General features: G+C 44.1%; 22 protein-coding genes. All 22 read right to left on the bottom strand.

Going from position 1 to position 19,786, the window contains the following annotated elements; all coding sequences use genetic code 11:
• Window positions 1–26 precede the first annotated feature (26 nt).
• Entirely contained in the window at window positions 27–212 is a 186-nt protein-coding gene (gene rpsN, locus LC048_RS22230; protein ID WP_009499044.1) for a 30S ribosomal protein S14, read from the bottom strand.
• A gap of 25 nt (window positions 213–237) precedes the next feature.
• Window positions 238–777: a 50S ribosomal protein L5 gene (rplE, locus tag LC048_RS22235; protein ID WP_041966519.1), complete on the bottom strand. Its 540-nt coding sequence runs from the start codon at window positions 775–777 to the stop codon at window positions 238–240.
• A gap of 26 nt (window positions 778–803) precedes the next feature.
• A complete protein-coding gene (rplX, locus tag LC048_RS22240) occupies window positions 804–1,115 on the bottom strand; it encodes a 50S ribosomal protein L24 (RefSeq protein WP_102264860.1) in 312 nt (103 codons plus the stop codon).
• Window positions 1,116–1,149: 34 nt separating this feature from the next.
• Window positions 1,150–1,518, bottom strand: a complete 369-nt coding sequence (rplN, locus tag LC048_RS22245) for a 50S ribosomal protein L14 (RefSeq protein WP_023626420.1) — start codon at window positions 1,516–1,518, stop codon at window positions 1,150–1,152.
• 40 nt (window positions 1,519–1,558) lie between these two features.
• Window positions 1,559–1,822, bottom strand: coding sequence for a 30S ribosomal protein S17 (gene rpsQ, locus LC048_RS22250; protein WP_023626421.1), 264 nt, complete (start codon window positions 1,820–1,822; stop codon window positions 1,559–1,561).
• Between the two features lie 19 nt (window positions 1,823–1,841).
• A complete protein-coding gene (gene rpmC / locus LC048_RS22255) occupies window positions 1,842–2,042 on the bottom strand; it encodes a 50S ribosomal protein L29 (RefSeq protein WP_023626422.1) in 201 nt (66 codons plus the stop codon).
• A complete protein-coding gene (gene rplP, locus LC048_RS22260; protein WP_102264859.1) occupies window positions 2,032–2,466 on the bottom strand; it encodes a 50S ribosomal protein L16 in 435 nt (144 codons plus the stop codon). Before rplP ends, rpmC begins: the two co-directional genes overlap by 11 nt.
• 1 nt (window position 2,467) lies before the next feature.
• Entirely contained in the window at window positions 2,468–3,124 is a 657-nt protein-coding gene (rpsC, locus tag LC048_RS22265) for a 30S ribosomal protein S3 (protein WP_079504263.1), read from the bottom strand.
• Between the two features lie 3 nt (window positions 3,125–3,127).
• A complete protein-coding gene (gene rplV / locus LC048_RS22270) occupies window positions 3,128–3,469 on the bottom strand; it encodes a 50S ribosomal protein L22 (protein ID WP_079504264.1) in 342 nt (113 codons plus the stop codon).
• Between the two features lie 18 nt (window positions 3,470–3,487).
• A complete protein-coding gene (rpsS, locus tag LC048_RS22275; RefSeq protein WP_044393904.1) occupies window positions 3,488–3,766 on the bottom strand; it encodes a 30S ribosomal protein S19 in 279 nt (92 codons plus the stop codon).
• Between the two features lie 57 nt (window positions 3,767–3,823).
• On the bottom strand, window positions 3,824–4,654 hold the full coding sequence (gene rplB, locus LC048_RS22280) for a 50S ribosomal protein L2 (RefSeq protein ID WP_102264858.1): 831 nt from the start codon (window positions 4,652–4,654) through the stop codon (window positions 3,824–3,826).
• Between the two features lie 29 nt (window positions 4,655–4,683).
• Entirely contained in the window at window positions 4,684–4,968 is a 285-nt protein-coding gene (gene rplW, locus LC048_RS22285) for a 50S ribosomal protein L23 (RefSeq protein ID WP_144481260.1), read from the bottom strand.
• Window positions 4,968–5,591, bottom strand: a complete 624-nt coding sequence (rplD, locus tag LC048_RS22290; protein WP_102264856.1) for a 50S ribosomal protein L4 — start codon at window positions 5,589–5,591, stop codon at window positions 4,968–4,970. The genes rplW and rplD overlap by 1 nt, the downstream gene beginning before the upstream one ends.
• Window positions 5,592–5,617: 26 nt before the next feature.
• Window positions 5,618–6,247: a 50S ribosomal protein L3 gene (gene rplC / locus LC048_RS22295; RefSeq protein WP_306048819.1), complete on the bottom strand. Its 630-nt coding sequence runs from the start codon at window positions 6,245–6,247 to the stop codon at window positions 5,618–5,620.
• Between the two features lie 37 nt (window positions 6,248–6,284).
• Window positions 6,285–6,593, bottom strand: a complete 309-nt coding sequence (gene rpsJ, locus LC048_RS22300; protein ID WP_009791329.1) for a 30S ribosomal protein S10 — start codon at window positions 6,591–6,593, stop codon at window positions 6,285–6,287.
• A gap of 767 nt (window positions 6,594–7,360) precedes the next feature.
• On the bottom strand, window positions 7,361–8,548 hold the full coding sequence (gene tuf / locus LC048_RS22305) for an elongation factor Tu (protein ID WP_215033429.1): 1,188 nt from the start codon (window positions 8,546–8,548) through the stop codon (window positions 7,361–7,363).
• Between the two features lie 124 nt (window positions 8,549–8,672).
• Window positions 8,673–10,751, bottom strand: coding sequence for an elongation factor G (gene fusA, locus LC048_RS22310; protein ID WP_226606631.1), 2,079 nt, complete (start codon window positions 10,749–10,751; stop codon window positions 8,673–8,675).
• A gap of 48 nt (window positions 10,752–10,799) precedes the next feature.
• A complete protein-coding gene (gene rpsG, locus LC048_RS22315) occupies window positions 10,800–11,270 on the bottom strand; it encodes a 30S ribosomal protein S7 (RefSeq protein ID WP_041966528.1) in 471 nt (156 codons plus the stop codon).
• Between the two features lie 42 nt (window positions 11,271–11,312).
• Complete coding sequence (rpsL, locus tag LC048_RS22320) at window positions 11,313–11,735, bottom strand: 30S ribosomal protein S12 (protein ID WP_023626436.1); 423 nt, start codon at window positions 11,733–11,735, stop codon at window positions 11,313–11,315.
• A gap of 101 nt (window positions 11,736–11,836) precedes the next feature.
• Window positions 11,837–12,085: a 50S ribosomal protein L7ae-like protein gene (locus LC048_RS22325; RefSeq protein ID WP_226606633.1), complete on the bottom strand. Its 249-nt coding sequence runs from the start codon at window positions 12,083–12,085 to the stop codon at window positions 11,837–11,839.
• Between the two features lie 181 nt (window positions 12,086–12,266).
• Complete coding sequence (gene rpoC / locus LC048_RS22330; RefSeq protein ID WP_226606636.1) at window positions 12,267–15,869, bottom strand: DNA-directed RNA polymerase subunit beta'; 3,603 nt, start codon at window positions 15,867–15,869, stop codon at window positions 12,267–12,269.
• 114 nt (window positions 15,870–15,983) lie between these two features.
• Entirely contained in the window at window positions 15,984–19,547 is a 3,564-nt protein-coding gene (gene rpoB / locus LC048_RS22335) for a DNA-directed RNA polymerase subunit beta (protein ID WP_306048824.1), read from the bottom strand.
• Window positions 19,548–19,786 lie beyond the last annotated feature (239 nt).

Here is a 19,786-nt window from a genome sequence, read left to right on the forward strand (position 1 = left end):
TTTACCTCCTTCCAGAGCTTTCAGTTTTACCAGCTAGCTTTTTTCACACCAGGAATTTGTCCTTTGTATGCTAATTCACGGAAACAAATACGGCAAAGCTTAAATTTGCGGTATACAGAGTGCGGACGGCCGCAGCGCTCACAGCGAGTGTACTCTTGTACTTTATATTTAGGCGTGCGTTTTTGTTTCGCAATCATTGATTTCTTAGCCACGTTTTCGCCTCCCTCTTATTAGAGATTACTTTTGAAATGGCATTCCGAATTGTGTTAATAGTTCACGAGCTTCTTCATCAGTGTTAGCAGTCGTTACAATAACAATGTCCATGCCACGTACTTTATTTACTTTATCGTAATCAATTTCAGGGAAGATTAACTGTTCTTTAACACCAAGTGTGTAGTTACCGCGTCCGTCGAAAGACTTCTTCGAAATACCGCGGAAGTCACGTACACGTGGTAAAGATACTGAAATTAACTTGTCGATGAATTCGTACATGCGCTCACCGCGAAGAGTTACTTTCGCACCGATTGGCATACCTTCACGAAGGCGGAAACCAGCGATTGATTTCTTAGCACGAGTCACAACTGGCTTTTGACCAGTGATCGTAGCTAATTCCTCAACTGCAACATCAAGAGCTTTAGCGTTGGCAACAGCGTCACCTACACCCATGTTGATTACGATCTTTTCAAGTTTAGGAACTTCCATGATTGACTTATAGTTAAACTTGCTCATAAGAGCAGGAGTAATTTCATTGTTGAACTTTTCTTTTAGGCGGTTCATCGATTGTACCTCCCTTCTTCAATAGACTATTTATCTAGAACTTCACCGGATTGTTTAGCAACGCGTACCTTTTTGCCGTTCTCGACAGTGTAACCAACTCGGGTTGGCTTGCCAGACTTCGGATCTACAGGCATTACGTTTGATACATGGATAGGTGCTTCCTGGTTCAAGATTCCACCTTGTGGATTTACTTGAGAAGGCTTAGCGTGTTTTTTCACGATGTTGATTCCTTCTACAAGAACTCGGCTTTGCTTTGGAAAAGCTTCAAGGATGATCCCTGTTTTGCCTTTGTCCTTACCAGAGATGACCATTACTTTGTCACCTTTTTTTACATGCATCTGTGTGCACCTCCTTAAAGGCATTTGAAATAGATTATAGTACTTCTGGAGCTAATGAAACGATCTTCATGAAGTTGTTATCACGAAGCTCACGTGCAACTGGTCCGAAGATACGAGTACCACGAGGACTCTTATCGTCACGGATGATTACACAAGCATTCTCGTCAAATTTGATGTATGAACCGTCAGTACGGCGCATACCAGTTTTTGTACGAACGATAACTGCTCTGACAACGTCACCTTTTTTAACAACGCCACCTGGTGTTGCTTGTTTCACTGTGCAAACGATAACGTCTCCGATATTTGCAGTCTTACGGCCAGAACCGCCAAGAACCTTAATAGTAAGAACCTCACGTGCACCTGAATTATCAGCAACTTTTAAACGTGTTTCCTGTTGGATCATGCGAGTAACCTCCCTTCGGAATAAACCTTAATCCGAACAATTAGATAATAACAGCTTTTTCCACCACTTCTACAAGACGGAAGCGTTTTGTGGCAGATAGCGGACGAGTTTCCATGATACGTACTACGTCGCCGATTTTTGCTTCGTTTTGCTCATCATGAGCTTTGAATTTCTTAGAGTATTTTACACGCTTGCCGTATAAAGGATGCTTTTTGTAAGTTTCTACAAGAACAGTAACAGTTTTGTCCATCTTGTCAGATACTACGCGTCCAGTATAAACTTTGCGTTGGTTGCGTTCACTCATTGTGAGAACCTCCTCTCAATTATCTGTTAACGCCGATCTCTCGTTCACGAATTACAGTTTTCATGCGAGCAATCGCTTTGCGTACTTCACGAATGCGAGCTGTGTTTTCAAGTTGTCCAGTCGCTAATTGAAAGCGCAGGTTGAATAGCTCTTCTTTTAATGATTTAACTTTTTGTTCAATTTCAGCAGTGGTAAGGTCACGAATGTCATTAGCTTTCATTAGATTCACCACCAATTTCTTCTCGTTTAACAAACTTGCACTTTACAGGAAGCTTGTGTGATGCAAGGCGTAATGCTTCGCGTGCGATCTCTTCAGATACGCCAGCAACTTCGAACATTACTTTGCCTGGTTTAACAACTGCTACCCAACCTTCAGGAGCACCTTTACCAGAACCCATTCGGACTTCTAGAGGCTTTGCAGTATATGGCTTATGAGGGAAAATCTTAATCCAGACTTTACCGCCACGTTTCATGTAACGAGTCATTGCAATACGGGCAGATTCGATTTGACGGTTTGTGATCCAAGAAGCTTCAAGAGCTTGTAAACCGAATTCACCGAAGTTTACTTCAGTACCGCCTTTAGCTTGACCGCGCATCTTGCCACGGTGTTGACGGCGATATTTAACGCGTTTAGGCAATAACATATTATTTGCCTCCTTCCTCAGTTTTCTTCTTCGTAGGAAGGACCTCTCCACGATAAATCCATACTTTAACGCCTAGCTTACCGTAAGTTGTATCTGCTTCAGCAGTAGCATAATCGATATCGGCACGAAGAGTATGAAGTGGAACTGTTCCTTCGCTGTATTGTTCTGAACGAGCGATGTCTGCACCGCCAAGACGTCCGGAGACCATTGTCTTGATACCTTTAGCACCAGCACGCATTGCACGTTGGATAACTTGCTTTTGTGCGCGACGGAAAGATACACGGTTTTCCAATTGGCGTGCAATGTTTTCAGCAACCAATTTCGCATCGATATCAGCTTTTTTGATTTCAAGAATGTTTATATGAACACGTTTGCCTGTCAGTTCGTTTAGCGCTTTACGAAGTGCTTCAACTTCTGTACCACCCTTACCGATAACCATTCCTGGCTTCGCAGTGTGAACAGTTACATTCAAGCGGTTTGCAGCGCGCTCGATTTCTACTTTAGAAAGAGATGCATCGCGTAAACGCTTAGTGATGTACTCACGAACCTTAAGGTCTTCGTGTAAAAGATCAGCGTAGTCTTTGCCTGCGTACCATTTTGATTCCCAATCACGGATGATTCCGACACGCAAACCGACTGGATTTACTTTTTGACCCACTGATTATCCCTCCTTCTTTTCTGATAAAACGATTGTAATGTGGCTAGTACGTTTGTTAATAGCACTTGCACGTCCCATAGCACGTGGACGGAAACGTTTCAACGTTGGTCCTTCGTTAGCGTAAGCTTCCGATACGACAAGGTTATTAACATCCATCTCATAGTTGTGCTCTGCATTCGCCAATGCAGACTTCAACACTTTTTCTACGATTGGAGAAGCTGCTTTTGGGGTAAGGTTTAAAATAGCAACTGCTTCACCAACTTGCTTTCCTCGAATTAAATCTAGAACTAAGCGAGCTTTACGAGGAGCAATACGAACTGTTCTTGCAACAGCTTTAGCTTGCATTTGGATGCCCTCCTCTCATTAACGTCTTGTTTTCTTATCGTCATTACCATGACCTTTGTAAGTACGAGTTGGAGCGAATTCTCCAAGCTTGTGGCCTACCATGTCTTCAGTGACATAAACAGGTACATGTTTGCGACCATCGTAGACAGCAATAGTGTGTCCGATGAATTGTGGGAAGATCGTTGAACGGCGAGACCAAGTTTTAACAACCTTCTTGCCTTCAGTTTCATTTAACTTTTCGATCTTTGTGATTAAGTGCTCATCAACAAAAGGTCCTTTTTTTAAGCTGCGACCCATGATTGAACCTCCCTTCGTGATTGCGCTACGGTTCCCGCGAACCGTAGATCAATCCCGTTATTTTTTACGACGACGTACAATAAACTTGTCGGATTTGTTTTTCTTTTTGCGAGTCTTGAATCCAAGAGTCGGCTTGCCCCATGGTGACATTGGTGATTTACGTCCGATTGGAGAGCGTCCTTCACCACCGCCGTGTGGGTGATCGTTAGGGTTCATTACAGATCCACGAACTGTTGGGCGCTTGCCTAACCAGCGTGAACGACCTGCTTTACCGATGTTGATCAATTCGTGTTGTTCGTTACCAACTTGACCTACAGTCGCACGGCACTCAGCAAGAATCATACGTACTTCGCCTGAGTTCAAACGAATCAATACATATTTACCTTCTTTACCAAGAACCTGTGCAGAAGTTCCAGCAGAACGAACTAATTGTCCGCCTTTACCAGGCTTCAACTCGATGTTGTGTACTACTGTACCAACTGGAATGTTAGCTAGTGGAAGAGCGTTACCTACTTTAATGTCAGCTGTTGGGCCAGACATAACTTCCATACCTACTACTAGGTTTTTAGGAGCTAGGATATACTTCTTTTCACCATCTACATAATTAATTAACGCAATGTTTGCTGAACGGTTTGGATCATACTCAATTGTGGCAACGCGTCCTGGAATGCCATCTTTTGTACGTTTAAAGTCGATGATTCTGTACTGACGCTTATGACCGCCACCTTGATGACGAACAGTTAACTTACCCTGGTTGTTACGACCGCCTTTTCTGTGCAACGGAGCAAGCAAGGATTTTTCCGGCTTGTCAGTTGTAATTTCAGCAAAATCAGATGCTGTCATATTACGACGACCGTTGGAGGTAGGTTTGTACTTTTTAATCGCCATTTCGTTTCCCTCCTCTTCTTATTGGATTATTATACTTCGAAGAATTCGATTTCTTTGCTGTCTTGAGTAAGTTTAACGATTGCTTTACGACGCTTATTTGTGTAACCGCCGAACTTGCCCATACGCTTGAACTTACCTTTGTAGTTCATGATGTTAACTTTTTCAACTTTTACGCCGAAAATAGTTTGAATAGCATCTTTAACTTGAGTCTTGTTAGCTCTAGTATCAACTTCGAAAGTGTATTTCTTCTCAGCCATTAGGTCAGAAGAACGTTCTGTAATAACGGGGCGCTTAATGATATCGCGTGCATCCATTATGCAAGCACCTCCTCTACTTTTTCAACAGCTGCTTTTGTCATGATCAGCTTATCATGATTTAGAACATCCAATACGTTAATTCCATCAGCAGTAACAACAGTTACTCCAGGAATGTTACGTGCTGAAAGTGCTACGTTCTCTTCAAGACCTGCTGTAACGATCAAGGCTTTCGTGTTAACGGAAAGACCGCTAAGTACAGTTTTGAATTCCTTTGTCTTTGGAGCTTCAAAAGCAAGGCTTTCAAGAACAAGGATGTTTTCAGATTGTACTTTTGATGATAAAGCAGATTTGATTGCTAAACGACGAACTTTCTTAGGCAATTTATAGCTGTAACTGCGTGGAACTGGTCCGAAAACAGTACCGCCACCGCGCCATTGTGGAGAACGGATTGAACCTTGACGCGCGCGTCCAGTTCCTTTTTGTTTCCACGGCTTACGTCCACCGCCCGCTACTTCAGAACGAATTTTAGTTTTATGAGTTCCTTGACGTAATGAAGCTCTCTGCATTACAACAGCTTCGAACATTACGTGGTTGTTAGGCTCAATACCAAATACTGAATCGTTAAGTTCGATTTCTCCAACTTGTGAACCAGCTTGGTTTAATAATGCTACTTTAGGCATTCTTGTTTCCTCCTTTCCTGTAAAAATTACTTAGCTTTTACAGCACCTTTGATTTTTAGAAGGGCTTTTCTAGCACCAGGAACGTTTCCTTTGATTAGAAGAAGGTTACGCTCTGTGTCAATTTTAACGATTTGCAGGTTTTGAACAGTGATTTGCTCTCCACCCATACGTCCAGGTAGTAATTTACCTTTGAATACGCGGTTTGGAGCAACAGGACCCATTGAACCAGGGCGGCGGTGGTAACGAGAACCGTGAGCCATTGGTCCGCGAGATTGTCCGTGACGCTTGATAGCACCCTGGAAACCTTTACCCTTTGAGATTCCTGTAACATCTACGATATCGCCTTCTGCGAAAATATCAACTTTGACTTCCTGACCAACTTCATATCCTGCTACATCGACTCCGTTGAATTCCTTTACGAAGCGCTTAGGAGCAGTGTTTGCTTTTGAAACGTGGACTTTTTCAGGTTTGTTAGAAAGCTTTTCGCGCTTGTCTTCAAAGCCAAGCTGGATTGCTTCGTAACCATCTGTTTCAGCAGATTTCACTTGAAGCACTACGTTTGGAGAAGCTTCTACCACAGTAACCGGGATAAGGTCGCCATTTTCAGCAAATACTTGAGTCATACCGATCTTTCTTCCTAAGATTCCTTTGGTCATTTCAGTCACACCTCCTGTGAATTATAATGTTTATTTATTAAAGTTTGATTTCGATATCTACACCTGATGGCAGGTCTAAACGCATTAGTGAATCGACCGTTTGCGGAGTCGGATTGATGATATCAATCAGACGTTTATGCGTACGCATTTCGAACTGCTCACGTGAATCCTTGTACTTATGCACCGCACGAAGAATTGTGTAGATTGACTTTTCTGTAGGTAGTGGGATTGGACCAGACACCGCCGCACCAGAACGTTTCGCAGTTTCAACAATCTTCTCTGCGGATTGATCAAGAATCCTGTGATCATAAGCTTTCAAACGGATACGAATTTTTTGTTTTGCCATTACTTTCCCTCCTTTTCGCCTATTTTAAAATAGACATTCTCCGCGAAAATTTCCCACACACTCGCCATGGCAAAGCGGCCGGGTGTGTCAGCAACCTTTCGCATCATCGCAGTCAAAGACCAACATTGTCTATTATACATAAAACATAACCCAAATGCAAGAAGTATTCCGCTTTTTAATTATGTTTAACACACTTTTACTATTATAGCGGGCGCGCGGAGATTTTACAAGTGCGTGAGAAGATTTCTAACTATTTGGACGCAGAGAAAAATATTCCTTTCCTCCGCAAGGTCATAAATTCAGTGGAATATCATGCAGTGTGTTAGAGTGTGCATATATTATAGAAGAAACTGATCTGATCTTTAGGTGAGGATATCATAAATGCGTGCGGAGTAGTAAGTGAACACCTTGTTCAATCACTGAAGTTGATGGCTGATTAACTGGCTACATTGAAACTGTTGAAAGTGAAATAAACGGAACGATACACACTTTTGCTTCTACTTTGTCTGCTAAACATTTTAATGTAATGATAAACTCGCTTAGTTTCCTTTTAATCGCACATAATCTTCTTTAATCTGACGTTAATCTCTTACGATCTTGTTTTATCCTCACATCAATATCGGTGTTGTCATCTTCCTACCATCAAAACATTGATCAAGTTAATTCTAGTATTAGATAGAGACTTGATACACGCATCCTACATTTTCAACCCAATAAAAAAAAAGCAGCTGAATCGTCATCCAGCCGCTTTCATTGTTTTATTAAAATTACTCTTGAATTGAAGCTACAACGCCAGCGCCTACAGTACGGCCGCCTTCACGAATTGAGAACTTAGTTCCTTCTTCGATAGCGATTGGAGCGATTAGTTCAACAGTCATTTCGATGTTGTCACCAGGCATAACCATTTCTACGCCTTCAGGAAGGTTACAAATACCAGTTACATCAGTTGTACGGAAGTAGAACTGTGGACGGTAGTTTGTGAAGAATGGAGTGTGACGTCCACCTTCTTCTTTTGAAAGAACGTATACTTCAGCAGTGAACTTTGTGTGTGGCTTAACAGAACCTGGCTTAGCAAGTACTTGTCCACGTTGGATATCTTCACGAGCTACCCCACGAAGAAGTGCACCGATGTTGTCTCCAGCTTCTGCATAGTCAAGAAGCTTACGGAACATTTCAACACCTGTTACAGTAGTTGATTTTGGCTCTTCAGTCATACCGATGATTTCGATAACGTCACCGACTTTAACTACTCCACGCTCAACACGGCCAGTAGCAACTGTTCCACGGCCAGTGATTGAGAATACGTCCTCAACAGGCATCATGAATGGCTTTTCAGTGTCACGTGCTGGTGTTGGGATGTACTCATCAACTGCAGCCATAAGCTCGTTAATTTTTTCTTCCCATTCTGGCTCTCCTTCAAGAGCTTTAAGAGCAGAACCTTTGATAACTGGAATGTCATCGCCAGGGAAGTCGTATTCAGAAAGAAGGTCACGTACTTCCATTTCTACTAGTTCAAGAAGTTCTTCGTCGTCAACCATGTCACACTTGTTCATGAATACAACAAGGTAAGGTACGCCTACCTGACGAGAAAGAAGGATGTGCTCACGAGTTTGTGGCATTGGGCCGTCAGCAGCAGATACTACAAGGATACCGCCGTCCATTTGTGCAGCACCAGTGATCATGTTCTTAACATAGTCAGCGTGGCCTGGGCAGTCAACGTGTGCATAGTGACGAGTTGCAGTTTCATACTCAACGTGTGCAGTTGAGATTGTAATTCCGCGCTCGCGCTCTTCTGGAGCAGCGTCGATTTGGTCATATCCGCGTGCTTCACCGCCGCCTACTTTAGAAAGAACAGTAGTGATAGCAGCAGTTAGAGTAGTTTTACCATGGTCAACGTGACCAATTGTACCGATGTTAACGTGTGGCTTAGAACGATCGAATTTAGCTTTTCCCATTAGAAAAATCCTCCTTTAATATATGAAAATTAAGTATATTATAATGTGCCGTGGAACAGGATCACCTATTCCACAGCGTTATGCTTACATTAGTAGTTATACTTGATTAAAAGGTGAAAATCAATTATTCACCTTTATTTTTTTTGATGATTTCTTCAGAAACAGACTTAGGTACTTCTTCGTAGTGGTCGAAGTGCATTGAGAATACACCGCGTCCTTGTGTGCTTGAACGAAGAGCAGTTGCATAACCGAACATTTCTGAAAGTGGAACCATCGAACGAACAACTTGTGCGTTACCACGAGCATCCATACCTTCGACGCGTCCGCGACGAGCAGTAATCATACCCATGATATCTCCAAGGTATTCTTCAGGGATAACAACTTCTACCCTCATGACAGGCTCAAGTATGACTGGCTTACACTTAGAAGCCGCATTCTTAAGTGCCATTGAAGCAGCGATTTTAAACGCCATTTCAGAGGAGTCAACATCGTGGTAAGAACCGTCAAACAGTCTTGCCTTAATGTCAACAAGTGGATATCCTGCAAGAACTCCGCGATCTAGAGCATCTTCAAGACCAGCTTGAACCGCAGGGATGTATTCACGTGGAACTACACCACCGACGATGCCGTTAACGAATTCGAAGCCTTTTCCTTCTTCGTTTGGAGAGAATTCGATCCAAACGTGTCCGTATTGACCACGTCCACCGGATTGACGAGCGAATTTTCCTTCAACGTTAGCTGATTCGCGGAAAGTTTCACGGTATGCAACCTGAGGTGCACCTACGTTTGCTTCCACTTTAAATTCACGACGCATACGGTCAACGATGATATCAAGGTGAAGTTCACCCATTCCAGCGATGATAACTTGTCCAGTTTCCTGGTCAGTGTGTGCACGGAATGTAGGATCTTCTTCTTGAAGCTTTTGCAATGCAGTTGTCATTTTGTCTTGGTCAGCTTTTGACTTAGGCTCAACTGATAACTGGATTACAGGCTCTGGGAACTGCATGGACTCTAAGATTACTAGAGACTTTTCGTCACATAAAGTGTCACCAGTAGTTGTATCTTTCAAACCAACAGCTGCAGCGATGTCGCCAGCGTAAACCGTTGAGATTTCCTGACGGCTGTTCGCGTGCATTTGAAGGATACGTCCGATACGTTCACGCTTTCCTTTAGTTGAGTTCTGGACATAAGATCCAGAATCTAGAGTACCAGAGTAAACGCGGAAGAACGTTAACTTACCAACATAAGGGTCAGTCATAACTTTGAACGCAAGAGCCGAGAATGGCTCGCTGTCGTCAGAGTGACGCTCAACCACGTCTTCTGTATCCGGAAGATGGCCCTGGATCGCAGGTACATCAAGCGGAGATGGAAGGTAGTCGATTACAGCGTCAAGCATTAGCTGAACACCTTTGTTTTTGAATGCTGATCCACAGATAACTGGGTAGAACTCAACATTTGTAGTACCTTTACGGATTGCAGCTTTGATCTCTTCGACTGTAAGCTCTTCTCCGCCAAGGTATTTTTCCATTAGCTCTTCATCAAGCTCAGCTACCGCTTCAACTAGCTTTTCACGGTATTCTTCAGCTTTAGCCATATACTCTTCTGGAATTTCCCCAACAGTGATTTCTGTACCAAGGTCATTACCGTAGAAGATTGCTCTCATTTCAACTAGGTCGATGATAGCTTCGAACTCATCTTCAGCACCGATCGGTAATTGGATCGGGTGAGCATTAGCTTGAAGGCGATCGTGAATAGTTGAAACAGAGTAAAGGAAGTCCGCGCCTAGCTTATCCATTTTGTTAACGAATACTACACGTGGAACTCCGTAAGTAGTAGCCTGGCGCCATACTGTTTCAGTTTGAGGCTCAACACCTGACTGTGCATCAAGTACAGCTACTGCACCATCAAGTACACGAAGAGAACGTTCAACTTCAACAGTGAAGTCTACGTGTCCTGGTGTATCGATGATGTTAACGCGGTGTTCTTTCCAAGAAGCTGTTGTTGCAGCAGAAGTGATCGTGATTCCACGCTCTTGTTCCTGCTCCATCCAGTCCATTTGAGAAGCACCTTCGTGAGTTTCGCCGATTTTGTGAATACGGCCAGTATAATAAAGAACACGCTCAGTTGTTGTTGTTTTACCAGCATCAATGTGAGCCATGATTCCAATATTACGAGTTTTTGCTAAGGAGAACTCTCTTGCCATTTGGTCTTTCTCCTTCCTAGTGTGAATGTTATTAGATTGAAGGTAATTCTACCAACGATAGTGAGCGAATGCTTTGTTTGCTTCCGCCATTTTGTGTGTATCTTCGCGCTTCTTAACAGAAGCACCAGTGTTGTTAGCAGCGTCAAGAATTTCGTTAGCTAGACGCTCTTCCATTGTCTTTTCCCCACGGAGACGTGAGTAGTTTACCAACCAGCGAAGACCTAAAGTAGTACGGCGATCTGCACGCACCTCGATTGGTACTTGATAGTTAGCTCCACCTACACGGCGTGCTTTTACTTCTAGAACAGGCATGATGTTCTTAAGAGCTGCATCGAATACTTCGATTGGCTCTTTGCCTGAACGCTCACGAATGATATCAAAAGCTGAATAAAGGATCTTTTGTGATTTACCTCTCTTGCCATCGATCATCATCTTGTTGATCAAGCGAGTGATAAGCTTTGAGTTATAAATCGGATCCGGCAATACGTCTCTTTTTGCAACTGGACCTTTACGTGGCATGTTATTTCCTCCTTTCAAAAAGGGTTGATAGTTTTTGGTTTATTATTTCTTAGCTGCTTTTGGTCTCTTAGTACCGTACTTAGAACGTCCCTGCATACGGTTGTTAACACCAGCAGTATCAAGAGCTCCACGTACGATATGGTAACGTACTCCCGGTAAGTCTTTTACACGTCCTCCGCGGATAAGAACAACACTGTGTTCTTGAAGGTTGTGCCCGATTCCTGGGATATAAGCAGTTACCTCGATTCCGTTAGTCAAACGTACACGAGCGTATTTACGCAACGCTGAGTTTGGCTTCTTCGGAGTCATAGTACCAACACGAGTACATACACCACGCTTTTGTGGAGATGAAACGTTTGTTTGTGCTTTCTTGAAGCTGTTGTAACCTTTATTTAGCGCAGGAGATTTTGACTTCTCCTCCTTTGAGCTACGTGGCTTGCGCACTAATTGGTTAATTGTAGGCATGATCTTTTTCCTCCCTTCACATTTTGTGTAAGCCCACACATCCAGGTGGTTCATTTTTTTACAAAAAACAACGTTCTTGCAGTCCACTGCAAAAACAGTTTTTACTTGGTTATCGCTACAGCTGAAGCCCCAACGGCAATCCCGCACGCCTTCCCTAATTTTTTCATAGAGTCGACATAGGTGATGGCGGTGTTCATTTCTCTGGCAGTCTGCAATAGGTTTGCTGTCACTTTCACGTCAGCGTCTGTCGCGACGACCAGTTCGATTACTTCGCCAGCCTTCAGTGCTTTCACTGTTTGCTTTGATCCTACTATAATCTTTTTAGCCTGAGCTACTTTTTCATAAGACATGATATCCTCCAAAGTAACCGGTAAATAGGAGCACCTTTGAAATAGTAACATCTAGTGCAAGGGATGTCAACAACATCTAAAAACTTTTTCGCTGAAATGTTCCTTTTATTCATAGAATAATTCTTTTTTCTTTAAAAAGGCGGCACTTTCTGCCGTGGCAGAAAGCACCGCGCTTCTTATTTTATTCTACAGTGATTGCATCTTCGGCATTTTCTTCTTCCATTGCGATTGGCTCAGCTCTTCTGTAGCGCTGCATGCCTGTTCCCGCTGGAACGAGTTTACCGATGATAACATTTTCTTTCAGGCCGAGAAGTTCATCTCGCTTGCCTTTGATCGCAGCATCTGTAAGCACTCTTGTTGTTTCCTGGAAGGATGCAGCAGACAAGAATGAATCCGTCTCAAGTGATGCTTTTGTGATACCAAGCAGTACTGGACGTCCTGTTGCCGGCATTTTGCCATCAAGAAGTGCTTTGCGGTTGGCGTCAGTGAACTGATGGATTTCAAGCAATGTGCCTGGAAGTACATCGGTTTCACCAGCGTCGATTACCCTGATTTTGCGCATCATCTGGCGCACCATTACTTCTACGTGCTTGTCGCCGATCTCAACACCCTGCATACGGTATACCTTTTGAACTTCTTTCAACAGGTATTCCTGCACGGATTGAACGTCTTTGACTCTCAAAAGTTCCTTAGGATCGATCGATCCTTCAGTGAGTTCCTGACCGCGGGCTACATGGTCATTTATAGCAACCTTTAGGCGTGCTGTATATGGCGCATTGTATGTGCGGCTTTCGATTTCACCTTGAATGACGATTTCCTGCTGACGATCTTTTCCTTCGTTGATGCCGACTACGACACCTTCCAATTCAGAGATGACAGCTTGCCCTTTAGGATTACGAGCTTCGAACAATTCCTGGATACGCGGAAGACCTTGTGTGATATCGTCTCCTGCAACACCGCCTGTGTGGAAGGTACGCATTGTAAGCTGTGTTCCTGGCTCACCAATTGACTGGGCAGCAATGATACCGACCGCTTCGCCAACTTCAACTTCCTGGCCAGTCGCAAGGTTGCGTCCGTAACACTTTTTACATACGCCGTGGCGTGTATTACATGTGAAAGCGGAGCGAATCCATACTTCTTCGATTCCAGCTTCCGTTACTTCGACAGCCAAGTCTTCCGTGATTAGTCCGTTTTCAGGTACAATCACAGCCTTCGTTTCAGGATGCTTGATTGCCTTTCTTGCATAACGGCCAATTAAGCGCTCATCTAGTGGTTCAATTACTTCTGTACCATCTTTAAGCGACTTGATGAATAAGCCTCTATCTGTTCCGCAATCGTCTTCGCGCACAATGACATCCTGCGCTACGTCTACAAGACGTCGAGTCAGGTATCCTGAGTCAGCAGTCTTAAGTGCTGTATCGGCAAGACCTTTACGAGCACCGTGAGTGGAGATAAAGTATTCCAATACTGTCAGACCTTCACGGAAACTTGACTTGATTGGCAACTCGATGATCCGTCCAGCCGGGTTAGCCATCAGACCACGCATACCAGCAAGCTGCGTGAAGTTGGACGCGTTACCACGGGCACCGGAGTCACTCATCATGAAGATAGGGTTTGAATTATCTAGTGATTTCATCAGCTTAGCCTGGATATTATCCTTCGCCTGGCTCCAGATAGAAATAACGCGATCATAACGCTCATCCTCGGTAATCAAACCGCGTCTGAACTGCTTAAGAACATTATCTACCTTTGTTTGTGCTTCTGAAATGATTTCCTGCTTCTCTTTAAGAACCACGATATCAGCTACACCAACCGTAATACCCGCTTTAGTCGAGTATGTGAAGCCAAGCCCCTTCATACGGTCAAGCATTTTTGATGTTTCAGTGATTTTGAACTTCTTGAATACTTCAGCAATGATGTTCCCAAGAATTTTCTTCTTGAACGGATCCACCAATGGCATAGACTTGATGACTTCCTTTACATCTGCGCCTTTTTCCACAAAATACTTCTCTGGAGTTTCCTCCTCAAGGTTTTGCTTAGAAGGCTCATTGATGTAAGGGAATGACGCTGGAAGGATTTCATTGAAAATCAGCTTTCCAACTGTCGTGATCAAGAGCTGGCCATTTTGTTCTTCAGTGAATGTCTGGTTGCCAAGTGATGATGCGGCAACAGCAACACGAGTATGAAGATGTGCATAGCCATTCTGGTATGCAATCAATGCTTCATTCGCATCTTTAAAGACCATGCCTTCGCCAACAGCATCTTCTCTTTCAAGAGTCAGGTAATAGTTACCTAAAACCATATCCTGTGAAGGAGTAACAACCGGCTTGCCATCCTTAGGGTTCAGGATGTTCTGAGCAGCAAGCATCAATAAGCGTGCTTCAGCCTGTGCTTCAGCAGAAAGTGGAACGTGAACCGCCATCTGGTCACCATCGAAGTCAGCGTTGTAAGCTGTACATACAAGCGGGTGAAGACGGATTGCGCGTCCCTCGACTAATGTAGGCTCGAATGCCTGGATTCCAAGTCTGTGAAGAGTAGGGGCACGGTTCAGCAATACTGGGTGCTCCTTGATGACATCTTCAAGCACATCCCAGACTTCAGGCTGTACGCGCTCGATTTTGCGTTTGGCAGACTTTATGTTATGGGCTAATCCCTTTTGTACAAGTTCTTTCATGACGAACGGCTTAAATAGCTCAAGAGCCATTTCTTTCGGCAGTCCGCACTGGTACATATGCAGGTTAGGACCTACAACGATAACCGAACGACCTGAGTAGTCAACACGCTTACCAAGTAGGTTTTGACGGAAACGACCTTGCTTACCCTTCAGCATATGAGAAAGGGACTTCAATGGACGGTTACCTGGTCCAGTTACCGGACGACCGCGGCGGCCGTTATCGATCAACGCATCAACAGCTTCCTGCAGCATACGCTTTTCATTCTGGACGATGATGCTAGGAGCACCAAGGTCAAGAAGACGCTTAAGGCGGTTGTTACGGTTGATTACACGGCGATACAGGTCATTCAGGTCGGAAGTTGCGAAACGTCCACCGTCAAGCTGTACCATCGGGCGAAGCTCCGGCGGGATGACAGGCAGCACATCAAGGATCATCCAAGATGGCTCATTGCCAGATCCACGGAATGCTTCAACTACTTCAAGACGCTTGATCGCACGTGTACGACGCTGGCCTTGTGCTGTTCTTAATTCTTCTTTCAGCATATCTGCTTCTTTATCAAGGTCGATATCTGAAAGCAGTTTTTTAATTGCTTCTGCTCCCATGGCAGCCTGGAACTTGTTTCCGTATTTTTCGCGGTAAGCACGGTATTCTTTCTCTGACAACAACTGCTTCTTCTCAAGAGCTGTGTCGCCAGTTTCCGTTACTACATACGAAGCAAAGTAAATAACCTCTTCAAGCGCGCGCGGAGACATATCAAGGACTAATCCCATGCGACTAGGAATTCCTTTGAAATACCAAATGTGAGAAACAGGAGCTGCAAGCTCGATGTGTCCCATTCTTTCACGACGGACTTTCGCACGTGTTACTTCAACACCGCATCGGTCACAGACTACGCCTTTATAGCGGACTCTTTTGTACTTTCCGCAATGACATTCCCAGTCCTTCGTCGGTCCGAAGATACGCTCACAGAATAAGCCGTCTTTTTCTGGCTTTAAAGTACGATAGTTGATTGTTTCCGGCTTTTTAACCTCACCGAAAGACCATGAACGGATCTTGTCGGGTGAAGCGAGGCCAATTTTCATGTACTCAAAATTATTAACATCTAGCAAGGGGCCTACCTCCCTTTTAATCTAGGGTTTTACCCTTATGGTCATCCCAAAAAGGAACACACGTGGACAATACTGTTATTCAACTGTTTGTTCACGTGTGCCAATTAGATGGACCTATTCTTTCATTCCTACTTTTTCAGAACCCATTTCTTCTGTTTCAGGAGCAATTGTCAGTGTTTCTGCATGCTGCAATTCTTCTTCATCATCAAAATCGCGCATTTCAATCTCTTTTTCATCGCCTGATAGGATTTTGACGTCCATACCAAGACTTTGCAGTTCTTTCATCAATACCTTGAATGATTCAGGAACGCCTGGTTCTGGTACGTTTTCACCTTTTACAATGGCTTCATATGTTTTAACACGTCCAACAACATCATCGGACTTGACAGTTAAGATTTCCTGCAATGTGTAAGCAGCGCCGTATGCTTCAAGCGCCCAAACCTCCATCTCCCCGAAACGCTGTCCGCCGAACTGGGCTTTACCGCCTAGTGGCTGCTGCGTAACAAGTGAGTAAGGTCCAGTAGAACGAGCATGAAGCTTGTCGTCTACCATGTGAGCGAGCTTGATCATATACATGACACCGACAGATACACGATTATCGAATGGTTCACCTGTACGTCCATCATAAAGGACTGTTTTCGCATCTCGGACCATACCGGCTTCCTGGATGGTTGACCATACATCTTCCTCGCGAGCGCCATCGAATACCGGTGAGGCAACATGGATTCCAAGGTAGCGCGCTGCCATACCAAGGTGAAGCTCAAGAACCTGACCGATGTTCATACGAGATGGTACCCCTAGTGGGTTAAGCATGATATCGACTGGTGTTCCGTCCGGCAAGAAAGGCATGTCTTCTTCCGGAAGGATCTTAGAGATAACCCCTTTGTTACCGTGGCGTCCTGCCATTTTGTCACCTTCAGAAATCTTACGCTTCTGAACGATGTAAGCACGGACAAGCTGGTTAACGCCAGGAGGAAGCTCGTCGCCATCTTCACGGTTGAACACTTTGACGTCAAGGACAATCCCGCCGCCGCCGTGTGGAACACGCAATGATGTATCACGGACTTCCCTTGCTTTTTCACCGAAGATTGCGTGGAGGAGACGTTCTTCCGCAGTCAATTCAGTAACTCCTTTAGGCGTTACCTTACCTACAAGAAGATCTCCATCTTTCACTTCAGCACCGACACGGATGATTCCACGTTCGTCAAGGTTTCTCAATGCATCTTCCCCGACATTCGGAATATCACGTGTAATTTCTTCAGGTCCAAGCTTAGTATCACGTGACTCTGATTCATATTCTTCTATATGGATTGATGTATACACATCATCCTTAACGAGGCGCTCACTCATGATGATCGCATCCTCGTAGTTATAGCCGTTCCAAGTCATGAAGCCGACAAGGACATTACGTCCAAGTGCCAGTTCACCCTTTTCCATTGATGGTCCGTCAGCAAGGATTTCTCCTTTTACTACACGGTCACCAACACTTACGATCGGGCGCTGATTATAGCAAGTACCCTGATTCGAACGAATGAACTTAAGCATGCGGTATTTATCAAGGTCTCCCTTAACTTCCTGTCCGTCTACTTCAGTAACACGGCGAACCCATACTTGACGAGCTTCAACGTGTTCTACAATTCCTTCATGCTTACAGATTACGGCAGCACCGGAATCCTTTGCATTCACGTGCTCCATTCCCGTACCTACGATTGGTGATTCCGGCTGCATTAACGGAACTGCCTGTCGTTGCATGTTCGCACCCATCAGCGCACGGTTGGAGTCATCGTTTTCCAAGAACGGGATACAAGCAGTCGCTGCGGACACAACTTGCTTAGGTGATACATCCATATAATCGACGCGATCACGCTTAACAACAGTGTTTTCTCCGCGGAAACGGGCAATTACTTCATCATCAATGAAAGAACCATCATCAGCAAGACGAGCATTCGCCTGTGCCACTACATAGTTATCTTCTTCATCAGCTGTTAAGTAATCAAAATGGCTTGTCACTTTACCTGTTTCCGGATCAACGCGGCGGTACGGAGTCTCGATGAATCCGAAGCGGTTAACCTTCGCGAAACTTGAAAGTGAGTTGATCAAACCGATGTTTGGACCTTCCGGCGTTTCAATCGGGCACATACGTCCGTAGTGGGAATAGTGAACGTCACGCACTTCGAAACCAGCGCGTTCACGTGTAAGACCACCAGGTCCCAATGCAGAGAGACGCCTTTTATGTGTCAATTCAGCCAGCGGATTTGTTTGGTCCATGAACTGTGAAAGCTGAGAGCTTCCAAAGAACTCTTTAATGGACGCAATGACCGGGCGGATATTGATTAATTGCTGTGGTGTAATCGTATTTGTGTCCTGGATGGACATTCTTTCACGAACTACACGCTCCATTCTGGACAAACCAATTCGGAATTGGTTCTGCAACAGTTCACCAACAGAACGAAGGCGTCTGTTTCCTAAATGGTCGATGTCATCCGTATCGCCAACACCGTGCAGCAAGTTAAAGAAGTAGCTGATGGATGAAATGATATCAGCAGGTGTGATATTTTTAATCGGTTCAGGGACATACGCGTTTCCTAAAACATTAATTTCTTTCTCGCCCTCAACATCATTCGGAGAATAGATTTTAATGCTTTGCAGCGTTACATCCTCTTCAACCACGCCGCCATACGGACTGAAATCCTTGAAGCCAACATTCTTCTCCAGCGCAGGTATGATCTTATCGAGTGTGCGGCGGTCTAAAGTGACGCCCTTCTCGGCAATGATTTCTCCTGTTTCAGGATCCACTAATGTTTCTGCAAGCTTTTGCCCGAATAAACGGTTCTTAATATGAAGCTTTTTATTGATTTTATAACGCCCTACATTGGCAAGGTCATAGCGCTTTGGATCAAAGAATCTTGATACCAGCAGGCTTTTTGCATTGTCAACTGTAGGCGGTTCGCCTGGACGGAGACGCTCGTAAATTTCAAGAAGCGCTTTTTCCGTACTTTCCGTATTGTCTTTTTCAAGAGTATTACGGATATATTCGTTATCACCGATCAGATCAATGATTTCTTGATCAGAACCGAACCCTAATGCACGCAAAAGAACCGTAACAGGGAGTTTCCTCGTACGATCGATCCTTACATATACAACATCCTTGGCATCTGTTTCATACTCTAACCAGGCGCCACGGTTAGGAATAACGGTCGCAGTGAACCCTTTCTTCCCGTTCTTATCAAGTTTTCCACTGTAGTACACACTCGGTGAACGCACTAACTGGGAAACAATAACCCTCTCAGCACCGTTAATGACAAACGTGCCAGTTTCTGTCATAAGCGGGAAATCGCCCATGAAGACATCCTGGTCCTTCACTTCACCTGTTTCCTTATTCACAAGGCGGACCTTTACTCGCAATGGTGCAGAGTAAGTAACGTCTCTTTCTTTCGATTCTTCCACTGGATATTTCGGTTCGCCAAGACTGTAATCGATAAACTCTAACGATAAGTTACCAGTAAAGTCTTCAATCGGTGAAATGTCCTGGAACATCTCACGGAGGCCCTCATCAAGAAACCACTGATAGGAAGAGGTTTGAATTTCAATCAAATTCGGCAATTCCAAAACTTCACTGATGCGAGCATAACTTCTACGTTGGCGGTGTCGTCCATACTGAACTAGTTGACCTGTCAACTGATTCACCCCTCAAATCAAGCGTTATTATTCATCTATCCCTGTCTTGTCCATGAAGTTTCCTCCATTTCAAAAGACAAAAAGAAAAAGGGTTTTCACCTAAAAACCACATTTCCTGCAACGAACAATTATTTTGTTAGTTTTCCCTTTATGCCCAAATTTATACAACTTTCGATGAAAATAGCAATTGAAAAGAAAACTAATATATTGGCATTTTATAATATTAACATAGCGGTTTT

It is taken from the genome of Mesobacillus subterraneus (assembly GCF_020524355.2).
Classification (GTDB): domain Bacteria; phylum Bacillota; class Bacilli; order Bacillales; family Cytobacillaceae; genus Mesobacillus; species Mesobacillus subterraneus_C.

Excerpts from the sequence above, each read along its gene's own strand:
- rplB (WP_102264858.1), bottom strand. The coding sequence starts at position 4,654 with ATGGCGATTAAAAAGTACAAACCTACCTCCAACGGTCGTCGTAATATG.
- rplC (WP_306048819.1), bottom strand. The coding sequence starts at position 6,247 with ATGACCAAAGGAATCTTAGGAAGAAAGATCGGTATGACTCAAGTATTT.
- fusA (WP_226606631.1), bottom strand. The coding sequence starts at position 10,751 with ATGGCAAGAGAGTTCTCCTTAGCAAAAACTCGTAATATTGGAATCATG.
- rpsJ (WP_009791329.1), bottom strand. The coding sequence starts at position 6,593 with ATGGCAAAACAAAAAATTCGTATCCGTTTGAAAGCTTATGATCACAGG.
- rplW (WP_144481260.1), bottom strand. The coding sequence starts at position 4,968 with ATGGATGCACGCGATATCATTAAGCGCCCCGTTATTACAGAACGTTCT.
- rpsQ (WP_023626421.1), bottom strand. The coding sequence starts at position 1,822 with ATGAGTGAACGCAACCAACGCAAAGTTTATACTGGACGCGTAGTATCT.
- rplV (WP_079504264.1), bottom strand. The coding sequence starts at position 3,469 with ATGCAAGCTAAAGCTGTTGCAAGAACAGTTCGTATTGCTCCTCGTAAA.
- rpmC (WP_023626422.1), bottom strand. The coding sequence starts at position 2,042 with ATGAAAGCTAATGACATTCGTGACCTTACCACTGCTGAAATTGAACAA.
- rplE (WP_041966519.1), bottom strand. The coding sequence starts at position 777 with ATGAACCGCCTAAAAGAAAAGTTCAACAATGAAATTACTCCTGCTCTT.
- rplD (WP_102264856.1), bottom strand. The coding sequence starts at position 5,591 with ATGCCTAAAGTAGCATTATTAAACCAAGCTGGTTCACAAGTTGGAGAA.
- rpsL (WP_023626436.1), bottom strand. The coding sequence starts at position 11,735 with ATGCCTACAATTAACCAATTAGTGCGCAAGCCACGTAGCTCAAAGGAG.
- rplP (WP_102264859.1), bottom strand. The coding sequence starts at position 2,466 with ATGTTATTGCCTAAACGCGTTAAATATCGCCGTCAACACCGTGGCAAG.
- rplN (WP_023626420.1), bottom strand. The coding sequence starts at position 1,518 with ATGATCCAACAGGAAACACGTTTAAAAGTTGCTGATAATTCAGGTGCA.
- LC048_RS22325 (WP_226606633.1), bottom strand. The coding sequence starts at position 12,085 with ATGTCTTATGAAAAAGTAGCTCAGGCTAAAAAGATTATAGTAGGATCA.
- rplX (WP_102264860.1), bottom strand. The coding sequence starts at position 1,115 with ATGCATGTAAAAAAAGGTGACAAAGTAATGGTCATCTCTGGTAAGGAC.
- rpsS (WP_044393904.1), bottom strand. The coding sequence starts at position 3,766 with ATGGGTCGCAGCTTAAAAAAAGGACCTTTTGTTGATGAGCACTTAATC.
- rpsG (WP_041966528.1), bottom strand. The coding sequence starts at position 11,270 with ATGCCACGTAAAGGTCCAGTTGCAAAAAGAGACGTATTGCCGGATCCG.
- tuf (WP_215033429.1), bottom strand. The coding sequence starts at position 8,548 with ATGGGAAAAGCTAAATTCGATCGTTCTAAGCCACACGTTAACATCGGT.